15 protein-coding genes are annotated in these 14,031 nt (G+C 63.1%); 11 read left to right on the forward strand and 4 right to left on the reverse strand.

Annotated elements, in window-relative coordinates; all coding sequences use genetic code 11:
* The 4 genes from rluD to AB5Y94_RS12745 all read left to right on the forward strand — a co-directional run bounded on the left by rluD (position 1) and on the right by AB5Y94_RS12745 (position 5,467).
* Positions 1 to 981 (forward strand): 23S rRNA pseudouridine(1911/1915/1917) synthase RluD, encoded by a 981-nt coding sequence (gene rluD / locus AB5Y94_RS12730; RefSeq protein ID WP_010635820.1) that lies wholly within the window; start codon positions 1 to 3, stop codon positions 979 to 981.
* Positions 982 to 1,100: 119 nt separating this feature from the next.
* The gene (gene pgeF, locus AB5Y94_RS12735; protein WP_368205687.1) at positions 1,101 to 1,838 is read left to right on the forward strand and encodes a peptidoglycan editing factor PgeF; all 738 of its coding nucleotides are present in this window, start codon (positions 1,101 to 1,103) and stop codon (positions 1,836 to 1,838) included.
* A 173-nt stretch (positions 1,839 to 2,011) separates the two neighbouring features.
* Positions 2,012 to 4,585 carry an ATP-dependent chaperone ClpB gene (gene clpB / locus AB5Y94_RS12740; RefSeq protein ID WP_010635822.1) on the forward strand — a complete coding sequence of 858 codons (2,574 nt, stop codon included), beginning with the start codon at positions 2,012 to 2,014 and terminating at the stop codon, positions 4,583 to 4,585.
* Between the two features lie 57 nt (positions 4,586 to 4,642).
* Entirely contained in the window at positions 4,643 to 5,467 is an 825-nt protein-coding gene (locus tag AB5Y94_RS12745; RefSeq protein ID WP_017781193.1) for an MBL fold metallo-hydrolase, read from the forward strand.
* A gap of 210 nt (positions 5,468 to 5,677) precedes the next feature.
* Here AB5Y94_RS12745 and asnA read toward each other — a convergent pair whose 3' ends face one another.
* Positions 5,678 to 6,670 (reverse strand): aspartate--ammonia ligase, encoded by a 993-nt coding sequence (gene asnA, locus AB5Y94_RS12750; protein WP_024942111.1) that lies wholly within the window; start codon positions 6,668 to 6,670, stop codon positions 5,678 to 5,680.
* A gap of 153 nt (positions 6,671 to 6,823) precedes the next feature.
* Here asnA and asnC point away from each other — a divergent pair, with 153 nt between their 5' ends.
* On the forward strand, positions 6,824 to 7,285 hold the full coding sequence (asnC, locus tag AB5Y94_RS12755; RefSeq protein WP_005306422.1) for a transcriptional regulator AsnC: 462 nt from the start codon (positions 6,824 to 6,826) through the stop codon (positions 7,283 to 7,285).
* A gap of 82 nt (positions 7,286 to 7,367) precedes the next feature.
* On the opposite strand, the gene AB5Y94_RS12760 is transcribed toward asnC, so the two are convergent.
* The gene (locus tag AB5Y94_RS12760; RefSeq protein WP_368205688.1) at positions 7,368 to 8,132 is read right to left on the reverse strand and encodes a substrate-binding periplasmic protein; all 765 of its coding nucleotides are present in this window, start codon (positions 8,130 to 8,132) and stop codon (positions 7,368 to 7,370) included.
* An 86-nt stretch (positions 8,133 to 8,218) separates the two neighbouring features.
* On the opposite strand from AB5Y94_RS12760, the gene AB5Y94_RS12765 reads away from it, so the two are divergent.
* Entirely contained in the window at positions 8,219 to 8,755 is a 537-nt protein-coding gene (locus AB5Y94_RS12765; RefSeq protein ID WP_290036535.1) for a DUF2301 domain-containing membrane protein, read from the forward strand.
* On the opposite strand, the gene AB5Y94_RS12770 is transcribed toward AB5Y94_RS12765, so the two are convergent.
* Positions 8,752 to 9,156: a CBS domain-containing protein gene (locus AB5Y94_RS12770; protein WP_368205690.1), complete on the reverse strand. Its 405-nt coding sequence runs from the start codon at positions 9,154 to 9,156 to the stop codon at positions 8,752 to 8,754. The two genes, AB5Y94_RS12765 and AB5Y94_RS12770, sit on opposite strands and share 4 nt — an antisense overlap.
* Before the next feature lie 116 nt (positions 9,157 to 9,272).
* On the opposite strand from AB5Y94_RS12770, the gene AB5Y94_RS12775 reads away from it, so the two are divergent.
* On the forward strand, positions 9,273 to 9,977 hold the full coding sequence (locus AB5Y94_RS12775; RefSeq protein ID WP_043170620.1) for an SDR family oxidoreductase: 705 nt from the start codon (positions 9,273 to 9,275) through the stop codon (positions 9,975 to 9,977).
* Between the two features lie 3 nt (positions 9,978 to 9,980).
* Here the strand turns inward: AB5Y94_RS12775 and AB5Y94_RS12780 are convergent, their stop codons facing one another.
* The gene (locus AB5Y94_RS12780; protein WP_043170621.1) at positions 9,981 to 10,484 is read right to left on the reverse strand and encodes a 2-amino-4-hydroxy-6-hydroxymethyldihydropteridine diphosphokinase; all 504 of its coding nucleotides are present in this window, start codon (positions 10,482 to 10,484) and stop codon (positions 9,981 to 9,983) included.
* Between the two features lie 129 nt (positions 10,485 to 10,613).
* On the opposite strand from AB5Y94_RS12780, the gene AB5Y94_RS12785 reads away from it, so the two are divergent.
* The 4 genes from AB5Y94_RS12785 (at position 10,614) to AB5Y94_RS12800 (ending at position 14,005) form a co-directional block, all read left to right on the forward strand.
* Complete coding sequence (locus AB5Y94_RS12785; RefSeq protein ID WP_005306410.1) at positions 10,614 to 10,706, forward strand: YnhF family membrane protein; 93 nt, start codon at positions 10,614 to 10,616, stop codon at positions 10,704 to 10,706.
* Between the two features lie 97 nt (positions 10,707 to 10,803).
* Entirely contained in the window at positions 10,804 to 12,204 is a 1,401-nt protein-coding gene (locus tag AB5Y94_RS12790; RefSeq protein WP_368205692.1) for a sensor histidine kinase, read from the forward strand.
* An 8-nt stretch (positions 12,205 to 12,212) separates the two neighbouring features.
* On the forward strand, positions 12,213 to 12,728 hold the full coding sequence (locus AB5Y94_RS12795; RefSeq protein ID WP_017764803.1) for a hypothetical protein: 516 nt from the start codon (positions 12,213 to 12,215) through the stop codon (positions 12,726 to 12,728).
* A complete protein-coding gene (locus AB5Y94_RS12800; RefSeq protein ID WP_017779308.1) occupies positions 12,725 to 14,005 on the forward strand; it encodes a sigma 54-interacting transcriptional regulator in 1,281 nt (426 codons plus the stop codon). Before AB5Y94_RS12795 ends, AB5Y94_RS12800 begins: the two co-directional genes overlap by 4 nt.
* Positions 14,006 to 14,031 lie beyond the last annotated feature (26 nt).

The raw sequence follows: 14,031 nt of genomic DNA on the forward strand, positions 1-14,031 counted from the left end.
ATGAGCCAGCATATTGAACTGACAGGCGAATTCCAGGATCACCAATTCGGGCAGCGACTCGACCAGGCCCTGGCCGAATTGTTTCCAGACTACTCCCGCACCCGCATCAAGGAGTGGATTTTACAGGACAGAGTGACCCTGGATGGTCAGGTTGCCAATACCCCGCGCGAGAAGGTGCTGGCCGGGCAGAAGGTACATGTGGATGTCGAGCTGGAAGATGACACCCGCTTCGATGCGCAGGATATCGAGCTCAACATCGTTTACGAAGATGAACACATTCTGGTGATCGACAAGCCGGCCGGTCTGGTGGTTCACCCGGGCGCCGGTACGCCCGATGGCACCATCCTCAACGCCCTGCTGCACCGCTACCCGGACATCGCCGAAGTGCCCCGCGCCGGTATCGTGCACCGTCTGGATAAAGACACCACGGGTCTGATGGTGGTCGCCAAGACAGTGCCGGCCCAGACCCATCTGGTGGAAGCGCTGCAGGCGCGCCAGATCACCCGTGAGTACGAAGCGATCGCCATCGGTCACATGACCGCCGGCGGCACCGTCGATGCCCCCATCGGCCGTCACCCGACCCAGCGTACCCACATGGCCGTGGTGCCCAATGGCCGCCCTTCCGTGACTCACTACCGGGTGCACGAGAAGTTCCGCGGTCACACCCGGCTGCGGTTGCGGCTGGAAACCGGTCGTACCCACCAGATCCGTGTGCACATGGCCCACATCAAGCACCCGCTGGTGGGTGATCCGGCCTACGGTGGTCGCCTGCGTCCGTTGCGCAACGCCATCCCCGAGCTGACCGAGGCCCTGCGCAACTTCCATCGCCAGGCGCTGCACGCCACCATGCTGCAGCTGGCTCACCCCATCACCGGTGAGGTGATGCAGTGGCACTCGCCGACGCCGCAGGACATGCTGGATCTGATGGAAGTGCTGCGGGCTGATACGCTCGCCAATCCGGACGATCTGGTCTGGAACTGATGAAAAGGGCGGCTCTGCGACGATTCCTGCCGTAACCCGCCCTGCATGACCTGATATGGGGCCCCTTGACTGGTTGCAGCCAAGGGGCCCCGTTTTCATATGAACGAAAGGAGCCACAGATGAAATGGATCGAACCCGACTGGCCGGCCCCGGCCAGGGTCAGAGCCCTGTCGACCACCCGTGACGGCGGCGTCAGCGAGGGGGTCTTTGCCGGCCTCAACCTGGGGGCCCACGTGGGGGACGAACCGGCCAGGGTCGAGGCCAACCGGGCCCGGCTACAGCAGGCGGCCTCCATCCCCGGCACTCTCAACTGGCTCAACCAGGTGCACGGCACCGAGGTGCATCCCGTCAGCAGCGATTATGGCTGTGCACCGGATGCGGATGCCGCCTGCGCCCGAGACGCGGGGCAGGCCTGCATCGTGATGACTGCCGACTGCCTGCCTGTGCTGTTCTGCGATCGGGCTGGCACCGTGGTGGCCGCCGCTCACGCCGGCTGGCGCGGGCTGCAGGGGGGCGTGCTGGAAGCGAGCATCGCGGCCATGGGTTGCGAGCCGGACGAGATCCTGGCCTGGCTCGGTCCGGCCATCGGCCCGCAGGCCTTCGAGGTGGGTGGCGAGGTGCGCGAGGCCTTTATGGCGGAGCAGGCTGCAGCAGAGGCAGCGTTTGTGCCTTCGCCCAACGAGGGCAAGTGGCTGGCGGACATCTACCAGCTGGCCCGGCTGCGCCTCGCCCGCGCCGGCGTCACCGCCGTATATGGTGGCGAGCACTGCACCTTCAGCGACAGCGAGCAGTTCTACTCTTATCGTCGCGACGGCCAGACCGGCCGCATGACTTCCATCATCTGGCTGGCCGAATAAACACTGAGCGGCCCCTTGTTTGCCAAGGGGCCGTGATCCCCTCACGCCTGCATCTGCAGAAAAAATAACCAGCCCCACCCCTTGAAATAGTCCGTACGGGCCTCATCTTTCATCTCAGAAAGTTATGTTGTTTGCCGCGCAAGCGGCGTCTGCCTGTTTGAAGGGGGAGTGCAATGCGCCTCGATCGCCTGACCAGCAAATTCCAGATTGCTATTTCCGATGCCCAGTCTCTTGCGCTGGGTCGTGACCACCAATTCATCGAACCCGTTCACCTGATGACCGCCCTGGTCAATCAGGATGGCGGCTCCATTCGCCCGTTGCTGACCCTGACCGGGCTGGACATCAATGCCCTGCGTTCGCGTCTGGGTGAAGAACTCGACCGCCTGCCCCGTGTCAGCGGCGTGGAGGGGGACGTGCAGCTCTCCAACGGCCTCGGCCGGTTGCTCAACGTCTGCGACAAGCTGGCCCAGCAGCGCAAGGATCAGTTCATCTCCTCCGAACTGTTCGTGCTGGCGGCCCTCGACGAGAAGGGGACGCTGGGCGAACTGCTGCGTGCCCAGGGGCTGACCAAGGAGAAACTCGAAGCGGCCATCGACAAGGTGCGTGGCGGCAAGAAGGTGGAGGATGCCAACGCCGAGGAGAATCGCCAGGCGCTGGAGAAGTACACCATCGATCTGACCGAGCGGGCCGAGATCGGCAAGCTCGATCCGGTGATCGGCCGGGATGACGAAATTCGCCGCACAATTCAGGTGCTGCAACGCCGCACCAAGAACAACCCTGTGCTGATCGGGGCTCCCGGTGTCGGCAAGACTGCCATCGTCGAGGGGCTGGCCCAGCGCATCATCAACGGCGAGGTGCCGGAGGGGCTGAAGAACAAGCGGGTGCTCTCCTTGGACATGGGGGCCCTGGTGGCCGGTGCCAAGTATCGCGGCGAGTTCGAGGAACGGCTCAAGGCGGTGCTGAACGACCTGGCCAAGGAGGAGGGCAACGTCATCCTCTTCATCGACGAGCTGCACACCATGGTCGGCGCCGGCAAGGGCGAGGGGGCCATGGACGCGGGCAACATGCTCAAACCGGCGCTGGCGCGGGGCGAACTGCACTGCGTCGGGGCTACCACCCTCGATGAATATCGCCAGTTCATCGAGAAGGATGCCGCGCTGGAGCGCCGCTTCCAGAAGGTGCTGGTGGAAGAGCCGAGCGTGGAGGATACCATCGCCATCCTGCGCGGCCTGAAGGAGCGTTACGAGCTGCACCACCACGTGCAGATCACCGACCCCGCCATCGTGGCGGCGGCACAGCTGTCGCACCGCTACATCGCGGATCGTCAGCTGCCGGACAAGGCCATCGACCTCATCGATGAGGCGGCGGCCAGCATCCGGCTGCAGATCGACTCCAAGCCCGAGTCCCTCGACCGGCTCGAGCGGCGCATCATCCAGCTGAAACTCGAACAGCAGGCGCTGATGAAGGAGGATGACGACGCCAGCCGCAAACGGCTCGAGCTGATCAACCAGGAGATCGGCGAAAAGGATAGGGAATACAACGAGCTGGAAGAGGTGTGGAAGGCCGAGAAGGCCGCCCTCGCCGGCACCCAGCACATCAAGGCGGCGCTGGAGCAGGCCCGTCAGGATCTCGACGTGGCTCGCCGCGCAGGGGACTTGGGCCGCATGTCCGAGCTGCAGTACGGCCGCATTCCGGAGCTGGAGAAACAGCTGGATCTCGCCACCCAGGCCGAGATGCAGGAGACCAGCCTGCTGCGCAACCGGGTCACCGACGTGGAGATCGCAGACGTGCTGGCACGCTGGACTGGGATTCCGGTGGCCCGCATGCTGGAAGGGGAGCGCGAGAAACTGCTGCGGATGGAAGATCAGCTGCACAGTCGGGTGATCGGCCAGGAGGAAGCGGTCGAAGCGGTCTCCAACGCCATTCGCCGCTCCCGCGCAGGTCTATCAGACCCGAACCGCCCCATCGGCTCCTTCCTGTTCCTCGGGCCCACCGGGGTGGGCAAGACCGAACTGTGCAAGGCGCTGGCCGAGTTCCTGTTCGATACCCAGGACGCCATGGTGCGGATCGACATGTCCGAGTTCATGGAGAAACACAGCGTGGCCCGTCTGGTGGGGGCGCCTCCTGGCTACGTGGGTTATGAAGAAGGCGGTTATCTGACCGAGGCGGTGCGTCGTCGCCCCTACTCGGTGATCCTGCTGGACGAGGTGGAGAAGGCCCACCCGGACGTGTTCAACATCCTGCTGCAGGTGCTGGATGACGGCCGGCTGACCGATGGCCAGGGTCGCACCGTGGACTTCCGCAACACAGTGGTCATCATGACCTCCAACCTGGGGTCGGATCTGATTCAGGAGCACCACTCCGAGAAGGATTACGACGAGATGAAGGCCATGCTGATGGAGGTGCTGGCACGCAGTTTCCGGCCGGAGTTCATCAACCGGATCGACGAGACAGTGGTGTTCCACCCGCTCGGCGAGGAGCACATCAAGTCCATCGCCCGCATCCAGCTCAAGAGCCTGATGAGCCGGCTGGAGGCCCAGGGCTACGAGGTGGAAGTGAGCGAAGCGCTGCTGAACAAGCTGGTGCACGCCGGGTTCGACCCCGTCTACGGGGCGCGTCCCCTCAAGCGGGCGATCCAGCACAAGGTGGAGAACCCGCTGGCACAGGCGCTGCTCTCCGGCCGCATCGTCCCCGGCAAGAAACTGTTGCTGGGGGCCGACAGCAACGGCCTCACCATGACCCAATAACTGGATCGCTGATAAAAACGCAGGCCCCGAGCCTGCGTTTTTTTGAGGGGTAATTGAATGCTCACCTTTTCCGTACTGGTGGATGACGATGTCCATCTGCCTGGCTGCCTGCCCGAAAAGGGGCTGTCGCTGCTGCTGGAGTGCGACGGCCTCAGGGTGCTGTTTGACAGCGGCCGTGGCCGGGCGCTGCGCCACAATGCCGCCGTGATGGGGATCGATCTCGCCTCGCTCACCCATGTGGTGCTCTCTCACGGTCATTACGACCATGTGGGCGGGGTAGGCTCGCTGCCCGTCTATCCGACTCCCATTCCTCTCATCGCCTGTCCGGACGTGTTCTGCGAGCGGGGCTACTTCCTGCCGCTTCCCTTCTGGCGGCGCAACCTCTATCGCCTGTCGGGAGGGCTGGAGCGGGAGTCGCTGGCGGCCAGAGGCTTGCTCTCCCACTGCTCGGCCGAGCCGGTGTGGCTCTCGGAGCGTCTGGTGTTCCTCGGCAGCATAGCGCGGCGCGAGCGGGCCACCCCCTCGCTGCTTGGCTACATCATGCGGGACGGACGGGTGGAGAAAGACCTTATCAGCGACGATTCCGCGCTGGCCTACAAGAGTGAGCAGGGGCTGATCGTCTTTATCGGCTGTGGTCACGCCGGGACCGAGAACATCATCGAGCGGGCCAGGGAGGTGTGTGGCGATGAGCGGATCCACGCCGTCATCGGTGGTCTGCACCTGAAGTTTTCCGGTCCGCAGCGGGCGGCGGCGCTTGGCGCCTATCTGCAGGAGGAGGCGGTGGAGAAGCTGTTTGCCTGCCACTGCACCGGCAGCAGGAAAGCGGATTTGCCGCGCCAGTGCCAGATCGGAGCCGGTTTCGAATACCGGTTTTCGGCGTAAAAAAAACGGCAATCCGAAGATTGCCGGGAGGAATGTAGTGAAGCGACCTGACGTGGGTTGAGCGGGTCGCAGGGGCAAGCCCCCGATGGCGAAGCAAGGCCGCTGCCGGTCTTGCCTCTTACAGCCTGCCGGGGTTGCGCTCGCTCAACCCCGACGGCCACTTGCTTGTCGCCATGCCGGCGGCGATCGCGCCGGCCTGGCCTTCATTCGTTACAGCATGCCTTGCACGGCGGCCTTCATCTCGGCCGGCCAGACGCCGACCTGGACCTGACCTATGTGCTCTTTTTGCAGCAGCAGCATGGCCAGACGGGATTGGCCGATGCCGCCGCCGATGGTTTGCGGCATCCGTGCGGCCAGCAGATCCTGGTGCCAGTCGTACTGCAGGCGATCCTCGTCACCTGTGATGGCGAGCTGGCGGCGCAGCGCCTCGGCGTCGACCCGGATCCCCATGGAGGAGATCTCGAAGCTGTCCTGCAGCACCGGGTTCCACACCAGGATGTCACCGTTCAGACCGGCCAGACCCAGCTCGCTGTGGCTGCTCCAGTCGTCGTAGTCCGGGGCACGCACGTCGTGGCGCTCGCCGTGGGAGAGGGCACCGCCGATACCGATCAGGAACACGGCACCCAGCTCCTTGGCGATGGCCCGCTCGCGCCCCTTGGCGTCGAGATCCGGGTAGCGGGTCAGCAGCTCTTCGCTGTGCACGAACTGGATTTCGGCCGGCAGGAAGGGGGTCAGCTCATGTTCGGCACAAACCGCGCGCTCGGTGGCCTTGATGGCGGCCCAGATGCCACGCACCGTCTCCTGCAGGTAGGCCAGATCGCGGCGCTCGCTCGGCATCACCTTCTCCCAGTCCCACTGATCCACGTAGACGGAGTGGATGGGGGTGAGGCGATCCTCGTCCGGACGCAGTGCCTTCATGTGGGTGTAGATGCCTTCGCCCGGACCGAAGCCAAAGCGGCCCAGGGTCTGGCGCTTCCATTTGGCCAGTGAGTGCACCACTTCGTAGCTGTGCTCAGGCAGGGTCTTCACCTTGACCTGCACCGCATTCTCGTGGCCAGAGAGGTTGTCTTGAGTGCCATCACCGACCCGGCTCAGGATGGGGGCTTGTACCTCCATCAGACCCAGTTGTTGGGCGAGTTGGCGGGAGAACATCTCTTTGACGAAGCTGATCTGTTGCTGGCTGCGAATGTAGTGCTGTTTCATGCTGAATACCTGTCTTGAACCCGTTGGATGTGAGGATTCTTCAACAGATTGCCAACTAAATTCAATATTCGATAATAGAAATAGGCTTTGTGTATTTTTTTCTTCAAAATACACGGGTGATTAATGATGAATCATCAAAGGGAGTGCAAAAAAGTGCCGGAAAATTATCGGATCGATAATCTCGATCAGGCCATCCTCACCGCCCTGATGGAGAATGCACGGCTGCCTTACGCCGAGCTGGCCAAACAACTGCTGGTCAGCCCGGGCACCATCCATGTGCGGGTGGAGAAGATGAAGCAGGCGGGGATCATCGAGGGTACGCGGGTGCAGGTGAACCCGAAGAAGCTGGGTTACGACGTCTGCTGCTTCATCGGGATCAACCTCAAGAGCGCCAAGGACTACCCGTCGGCGCTGGCCAAGCTGCAGGCGCTGGACGAGGTGGTGGAGGCCTACTACACCACGGGCCACTACAGCATCTTCATGAAGGTGATGACCCGCTCCATCGACGAGTTGCAGACCGTGCTGATCCACAAGATCCAGACCATCGACGAGATACAGTCCACCGAGACGCTGATCTCGCTGCAGAACCCGATCCTGCGGGATGTGAAACCTTGAGCCGGGTTGCATGAGGGGGCTGCGAGACGCTTGTCTCGCAGCAAAACTCGAGCTTGTGGGATATGAAGCCCTGACCGGCCGATCAGGGTTCGATATAGGGGATGCCGTACTTTTCGTAGAGGGCCTTGAGCCGGCCGTCGCGTTTCATGCGCAGCAGCTCGGCGTCATAGGCCGCCATCTGGGCCGGGGTATTCTGGTCGGCGCGGGCGCGGGCCCAGGTGTTGAAGTAGGGGCTGCTCTTGAGCGGTTTGGGCAGGTAGTCGAGCTTGCCCTCCAGCCCCTCTTCCCTGATCTGGGCGAAGGCGGTGACCAGCGGCATGGGGACCGTATCGATCCGCCCGGCCAGCAGCTTGCGCAGCTGCAGCTGGTTCATGGTGATCTCCTGGAAGTGATAGGAGGGATCGGTGAGGGCGGCGGCCAGCTCGGGGGTGTAGGAGAAATCCTTGGTCACCCCGATGCGCCAGGGTTTCAGATCGCTCAGCGTCTCGTAGCGGATCTTCAGCAGGTCGGCCTTGCGCACGAAAAAGTGCCAGCTGTGGCGGATATGGGCCTGCTGGGGGTAGATGAGGTAGCGTTCCCGCTCCGCCTTGTAGGAGTGGGTCATCACCACATCGCAAACACCGGTTTCTGCGTTGCGGGTGAGACGGGCACCGGAATCGGCCAGTTCGATCTTGATGGGGATCTTGAGTCTGCCAAAGATGGCGGTGACGATGTCGACATCGAGCCCTCTGGGCTGCTGAGCGGCATCGAGGTATTTGAGCGGGGGTTCCATCGTGCCACAGACGATCAGCTCCCTGGCAAAGGGGCTGAGCGGGAACAGTAGCCAAAGCAGGTGGATTACACGCAAACTACCTCTCCTGAACCCATTTGAAGATTATTTGGCACCTGATACCAGTATATTGGGTTGCCCCTGATTAGTAGAGGCGACTGTATATGGCAAACCCTGAAATTGAAAGCGAGCTGGACGGCATCGACAGGCTGTCGGTCTGCCTCTATCGCCTGGGCTTGAGTCTGGCAGCCTTGCTGCTGCTGTGTCGAGGGGCAAGCTTGCTGATCGGGCAGGATTTTTTGACGCCGGCACAGTGGCTGACGGCGCTGGCCGTGGCCAGCGGGGTATGCGGCCTGTGCCTGCATGTCTATGACAAGCGCATTCGCTTCTTGCTGCAGGGGCTGGGCTGGGGCGCCCTGTTGCTCAGTGCGAGCGGGGCGCCGGATGTGCTGGTGCTGGGAGCGGCCCTTGCCACGCTGGCGGGACTGGCCTTCAAGGAGCAGTTCTGCTTCGCCATTCCGGGGATCAGGGCGGTGCCCCTGCTGCTGCCCCTGTTGTGGCTGCTGGAGCTGACCGGCATCGGCTGGGCCGCCGCCCTGGTGGCGCTGGTGTGTGGAGCGCTGCTTACTCTGCTCGCGCTGGCAAAATGGCGCATGCCCCTGCACTTCGATATCGGCGACAAGGGGCGTTACCAGATTTAGGTGGGCAGGCAGGCCTTCATCTGTGCGTTGAGGGCCTGCATCACCTGCCGGCGGTTGATGATGCCAACGACCCGGTTCCCCTCCAGCACCGGATAGACCTTGGGTTTGGCCCCGGTCATCTGGCGGGCCAGCTCCAGTATGCTGTCGTCCGGGCTGACCGAGAGCGGGGTTCGGTTCATCAGGTCTTCCACCCGGGTGCGGGTATCGCAGTGATAGCTGCCGGTGAGCAGGCTCGGGATGCAATCCTGCTCGGAGAGAAACCCGATCAGCTGCTGCTGCGGGTCCAGCACCGGCAGGCCGCTCAGGCCGGCGTCATGCAGTCGGTCCAGCGCCTCGGCCAGGCCGAGCTGCGGGGTGAGGGAGTGGGTCAGACGGCTCATGTGATCGCGGATCTGCAACATGGAAGTGGCTCCGTAAGGTGATGATGGGGCCACTATGCCCGCCGGATGGCGGCAACGGCCAATGGCTTGTGCCGTGGGGATCGATAGGCATTCCTGCGGATAAGAGAGGAGGGATTATGCGTGCATTGGTGACAGGATGTGGCCGTCGGCTCGGTTTCTATCTGTGCGAACAGCTGGTGGCGGCAGGCTGGCAGGTAACCGGCAGCTATCGCAGCGAGCGACCGGAGCTGGCGCGGTTGCGGGCGCTGGGGGTGACGCTGGTGCAGGCCGACTTCAACCGGGAGCAAGAGGTGGGCCGGCTCATCGAGGTGCTGGCCTCCCAGCCGGATCTGGCGCTGGTGATCCACAACGCCTCGGCCTTTGAGCCGCAGGCGAGCGAGCCGGCGGCCCAGCTGGCCCAGTTTGATCAATTCTACCGGGTGCACATGGCGGCCCCTTTCCAGCTCAACCGGGGGCTGGCCCCTCAGCTGGCGCGCCATCCCAACGCCAGCATCATCCACATCACCGACATCTATATCCACGCCCCGGCGCCCCAGTTCGCCAGCTATGTGGCCACCAAGGCGGGGGCCCATTCGCTCGCCATGAGCTTTGCCCGCGAGCTGGCGCCGGCCATCCGGGTCAACACCATAGAGCCTGGCCCCATTCTGTTTCTCGACGAGCATGGGGATGCGTGGCGTGAACAGGTGCTGGCGAAGACGCCGCTGGCGCGGGAAGGGGGGCTGGCGCCCATCTGGCAGGCGGTGCAGTTGCTGATGCAGAACGACTACATGACCGGGGCCAGCATCCGGGTGGATGGTGGCCGCAGTCTGGCCGTCATCTAGCCATCAACAGGGGATGGCCATGTCGCGCTGCAGGGCGACGGGGGCCAGGCCGACCTGCCCCTCCTCGATCACCTTGCCCGCCATCAGCCGGGTGTGCAGCGGCAGGGTCACCTTGGGGTCGTGCACCTCTCCTTTGCCGTAGAGTTCTGCCAACAGCTCGTCGAGATAGGCGTCAACTTGGGCGGCGGAGAAGTCGTCGTCCTCGCTGCTGGCCAGGATGTCGATGTCCAGCGGACGGTCCCGCACCTTGCAGTGCGGATCGCTGCGATCCCGGCCGTGGGCCAGCTCCATGGCGATGAAGTGTGCCTTGAGTCTGGGCTGAGCCAGCTCGCTCTCGGCGACAAACAGGCAGTTGAGAAAGTCATGGCTTGAATGCATGCCGACCGGCTTGGTCTGGATCACCGAACTGAGCCGCAGGCGGCCAAAGTGGGCAAGCAGCTCGGCCACTGCCTGGCCGACATGCTGGTGGGGGTCAAGATTCGACCCTATGCTACACAGATAGAACATGTCATCAGTCCTTTGATAGGGCTCATCTGAAATTCTTACACAGCTCACGGTTATCGGCTTAACTATGCATTAACATCTGTTTGTCTGTTGTGATCAGGCTCTATCATCTTGGCAAGAAAGGAGATTTGCATGAGTGTGGAACTGAAATGGGCACTGCTGACCGCCTCGGGTGCGTTGGCCATGATCCTGATTATCTGTGTGGTATCCGTGGGTCTGGCATGACCCCGGAAGAGAGCATGAACCGGCCTTCTGGCCGGTTTTGCTTTTTGGGGGAGTGCGGATATGCTGACCCACCCCAGATGAAGTGAGACCGCACAAGATGACCAAGGTACGCCCACGCTCCCTGCTGCAAGTGGTATTGATGGGGTTCGTCCTGGTATTGATGCCGCTGGGCGGCATGATCTGGCATGACAGCCAGGCCCTTGACCACCTCAGCCAGTTGACCAGCGATGAGCTGGAGCGGGCGGTGCGCGATACCCGCCGGGCCACTCTGCTGACCACCCAGGCCATCGATCTTGAGCGCACCCTGCGCCGTTATGCGGTGCTCGGGGATGAGCGCATCCTGACCAGTTACCAGCAGCAGCTGGCGAGCTACCGCGACCAGCTGGCCGCCCACCAGAGTTCCATTCCTGACGCCGAGGCTTATGGAAGCATCGAGCAGGCCCTCGTCTGGCTCGACAGCCTGCAGGATCTCGCCCGTGCCAAGGCCGAATCAAACAGCCCCAAGTTTGACGAGTTCAACGAGGCCAACCAGCAGCTCGAGATCATCACTCGCAGTCAGGTAGACGATCACGTCAGCAAGGTGCGGGCCACCATCGCCGCCCTGATGACCGAGATCTGGTGGGTCAGCGGTTTCGTGGCAGTGCTCAGCCTGCTGCTGGTATTGCTGTTTACCTACCTGATCATCCACCCCGTGCGTCAGATTGAGTCGCGGATCTTGAGTCTGGGGGCCGGTGTGGAGCCGGACAAGCGACCGGTGGACGGGCCGGCCGAACTGGTGCTGCTGGGGGAGCGGATCGGCTGGCTGCACGACAAACTGAAGGAGCTGGAACAGCAGAAATACCAGTTCCTGCGCCACGTTTCCCACGAGCTGAAGACCCCGCTGGCGGTGCTGCGGGAGGGGGCGGATCTGCTCTCCGAGCAGCTTGTAGGGCCGCTCACCCAGGATCAGCAGGAGATCTGCCAGATGCTGGAGGAGAACAGCCGGCGCCTGCAGACCCTTATTGAGCGGCTGCTCGATTTCAACCGGCTCAGCCAGCAGGAGGTGTTCACTTTGATGCCGGTGGCGCTGGCGCCCCTGCTGTCAGAATTATCTGCAGAATACCGGCTGGCGCTGGAATCCAAACAAATCAGTGTACACTTGCCGACCGATCCGATCACGCTGAAAGCGGAGCCATATCGCTTGCGGCTGATCCTCGATAATCTGTTCTCCAATGCGGTCAGCTACGGCGCCAAGGGGGGGCAGATCTGGATCCGCGCCGGGCAGGATGACAACGGCAGCTGGCTGGAGGTGGCCAACGAGGGGCCCGCCATTCCCGTGGCCGAACGGGAGCGGATCTTCGAACCCTTCGAGCAGGGCAGTATTGTGCGCCAGGGCTTGCTGAAAGGCTCCGGAATGGGGCTCTCCATCGCCCGGGAATCGGCGATGAGCCTTGGCGGCGAGTTGGTATTGGTTGAAGATGAACAGGCGGATGTCTGTTTCCGGTTGACGTTGAAGTGAAGCCCAAGATGAAACAATGTGTTGTTCCGGTATTGATGATGAGCCTGCTCACAGGCTGTTCCCTGCTGCCAGCGCGTGACCCGGCGGCGTCGCCGGATCTTGCCCTCGCCAAGCGGATGGAGTTTGCCAACAAGGAGATGCAGGTGCGCCTGCAATACTCGGACTGGCTGCTGGCCAGCCATGCCCAGCAACGGGCTCAGGAGCGCCAGCGCCTCAAGGGGGCTACCGACCTCGAGAGCCGGGTCAGCCTGGCCATGGTCAACACCCACCCATCCGAATCGGTGGCCAGCCGGCGAGCCGGTCTGGACAAGCTCAAGAGCCTGCTGCCCGAGCTCGGCCTGGATGCCCAGGCCTTCCTGCGCAGCTGGATTGCCCTCGGCGAGGAGCTGCTGGCCCGTGACAGCCGGCGCGACGATCAGAGTCAGGAGGTGCAGCGTCTGCGCCGCCAGATCGAGCAGCTCTCCGCCATCGATGAACAACTCAATCAGCGCAAGCTGAACGGCAACGGCGAGGCGCTGAAATGAGTCGCATCCTGCTGGTTGATGATGATGCCAGCCTGCTCAAGCTGATGAGTATGCGTCTGCGCAGCCAGGGTTATGAGGTGGATACCGCCGACAGTGCCGAAGGGGCGCTGGACCGGCTGCGCCAGCAACGGGCCGATCTGGTGCTGAGCGACTTGCGCATGGCCGGCATGGACGGGCTGGCGCTGTTCGAGCGGATCCAGTCCCAGTGGTTGGGGCTGCCGGTCATCATCATGACCGCCCACGGCACCATCCCGGACGCCATTCAGGCGACCCGCTCCGGGGTGTTCAGCTTTCTGACCAAGCCCATCGACAAGGACGAGCTGTTCGCCACCATAGAGCATGCGCTGAGCCTGACGCGCCCAAAGCAGCGCCAGGAGTGGCAGTCGCTGATCCTGACCCGCAACCCGCAGATGGAGCAGTTGCTGATCCAGGCCAGCAGCATCGCCACCATGGAGGTGCCGGTGCTGATCATGGGCCCTTCCGGTTCCGGCAAGGGGGTGATGACCCAGGCCCTGCACCAGGCCAGCAGCCGGCGTGATCAGCCGCTGTATGTGATCAACTGTGCCGCGCTGCCCTGGGCGGCGCTGGATCTGCAGCTGTTCGGCGAGGATGGCCAGTCCGGCCTGTTTGAGCAGGCCAAGGGTGCGACCCTGTTTCTTGACGAGATAGGGGATCTGTCGGAGTCGCTGCAGGCCAAGCTGCTGCAGGTATTGCAGGAGTACGGCCAAGGCACGCCTGAGGTGCGGGTCATCAGCTCCAGCCATCAGGATCTGGTGGCGGCGATGGAGGAGGGGCGCTTTCGGGAAGATCTCTTCTATCGGCTCAACGTGGCCAACATCACAATGCCACCCCTCAGTGCCCGCAGCGAGGATATCCCCTTGCTGGCCAGGCAGGCGCTGGATGAGTATCGCAGCCGTCACGGCGAGTGCGCCGCCCTCGGCTTCTCGCCGGAGGCGCTGGCGCTGCTGGCGGCGGCGGCCTGGCCCGGCAACGTGCGCCAGCTCTACAGCGTGGTGGAGCAGCTGGCCAGCCTCTGTTGCAGCCCGGTGATCGGCGCAGCCATGGTGGAGTCTGCCCTGAGTGGCGGCAGTGGTGGCATCCCCTCGTTCAACGAGGCGCGGGCCGAGTTCGAGAAGGAGTATCTGATCCGGCTGCTGCGCACCACCGAGGGCAATGTCACCCTGGCGGCCAGCATGGCGGGCAGAAACCGCACCGACTTCTACAAGCTGTTGAACCGGCACGGTATAGAAGCGGCGAACTTCAAGTCGAAGGGATAAATGACAGAGGGGCGGCCCGTCGATGA

The organism is Aeromonas sp. s5 (assembly GCF_040907865.1).
GTDB lineage: Bacteria > Pseudomonadota > Gammaproteobacteria > Enterobacterales > Aeromonadaceae > Aeromonas > Aeromonas dhakensis.

What these genes read in the sequence shown, in the direction of transcription:
- asnA (WP_024942111.1), bottom strand. Translation starts at nt 6,670, where the DNA reads ATGAAACAGCACTACATTCGCAGCCAGCAACAGATCAGCTTCGTCAAA.
- clpB (WP_010635822.1), top strand. Translation starts at nt 2,012, where the DNA reads ATGCGCCTCGATCGCCTGACCAGCAAATTCCAGATTGCTATTTCCGAT.
- AB5Y94_RS12795 (WP_017764803.1), top strand. Translation starts at nt 12,213, where the DNA reads ATGAAACAATGTGTTGTTCCGGTATTGATGATGAGCCTGCTCACAGGC.
- AB5Y94_RS12765 (WP_290036535.1), top strand. Translation starts at nt 8,219, where the DNA reads ATGGCAAACCCTGAAATTGAAAGCGAGCTGGACGGCATCGACAGGCTG.
- AB5Y94_RS12800 (WP_017779308.1), top strand. Translation starts at nt 12,725, where the DNA reads ATGAGTCGCATCCTGCTGGTTGATGATGATGCCAGCCTGCTCAAGCTG.
- AB5Y94_RS12790 (WP_368205692.1), top strand. Translation starts at nt 10,804, where the DNA reads ATGACCAAGGTACGCCCACGCTCCCTGCTGCAAGTGGTATTGATGGGG.
- pgeF (WP_368205687.1), top strand. Translation starts at nt 1,101, where the DNA reads ATGAAATGGATCGAACCCGACTGGCCGGCCCCGGCCAGGGTCAGAGCC.
- AB5Y94_RS12745 (WP_017781193.1), top strand. Translation starts at nt 4,643, where the DNA reads ATGCTCACCTTTTCCGTACTGGTGGATGACGATGTCCATCTGCCTGGC.
- AB5Y94_RS12785 (WP_005306410.1), top strand. Translation starts at nt 10,614, where the DNA reads ATGAGTGTGGAACTGAAATGGGCACTGCTGACCGCCTCGGGTGCGTTG.
- AB5Y94_RS12770 (WP_368205690.1), bottom strand. Translation starts at nt 9,156, where the DNA reads ATGTTGCAGATCCGCGATCACATGAGCCGTCTGACCCACTCCCTCACC.
- AB5Y94_RS12780 (WP_043170621.1), bottom strand. Translation starts at nt 10,484, where the DNA reads ATGTTCTATCTGTGTAGCATAGGGTCGAATCTTGACCCCCACCAGCAT.
- rluD (WP_010635820.1), top strand. Translation starts at nt 1, where the DNA reads ATGAGCCAGCATATTGAACTGACAGGCGAATTCCAGGATCACCAATTC.
- AB5Y94_RS12775 (WP_043170620.1), top strand. Translation starts at nt 9,273, where the DNA reads ATGCGTGCATTGGTGACAGGATGTGGCCGTCGGCTCGGTTTCTATCTG.